The following is a 528-nucleotide window of genomic DNA, read 5'->3' on the forward strand; positions in this document are numbered from 1 at the left end:
TTTGGCCGTTTCTTCCATCGGATTCCATAGCCGTACTCCGCCAGTTGTTTGTCCAGTTTGTGCATCAGTTGTCTTTGCTGGATTCCGTGGATTTTACCGAATGGTATATTGATGGGACTAAGATGGAAGCTAATGCGAACCGCTATACGTTTGTCTGGCGCAAGCGAGTAGAAAAAGGGATTGCTAAGCTAAAGGAAAAACGGCGGCAAATCCAGGAACAGATGCTGGCTTTCACGGGCATGGATACCTTTATTCTGGATGACGATGAATTACTCCGGTCTGTTGTAGACGTATGCCAGGGAAACGGCATCACGTTTGTGCAAGGGTCTGGCCATCGAAAAACAGCAGAACAAAAACTGTTTGAACAGGTAGCAGCCATCCGGGAGAAACAACAAGAATATGATGCCCACCTGACCGTAATGGGTACACGGAACAGTTATTCCAAGACGGATCCCGACGCTACGTTATGCGCATGAAAGAAGACCACATGAAAATGGGCAGCTGAAACCGGCCTACAACTTCAACTAG

The 528-nt window shown here is 47.5% G+C and carries 1 pseudogene; it reads left to right on the forward strand.

What is annotated here, in order from left to right:
- A pseudogene (locus NM10_RS14095) lies at window positions 1-476 on the forward strand (hypothetical protein); the annotation flags it as partial.
- Window positions 477-528 lie beyond the last annotated feature (52 nt).

This window comes from Megasphaera sp. NM10, assembly GCF_000417505.1.
Lineage (GTDB): Bacteria > Bacillota > Negativicutes > Veillonellales > Megasphaeraceae > Megasphaera > Megasphaera intestinihominis.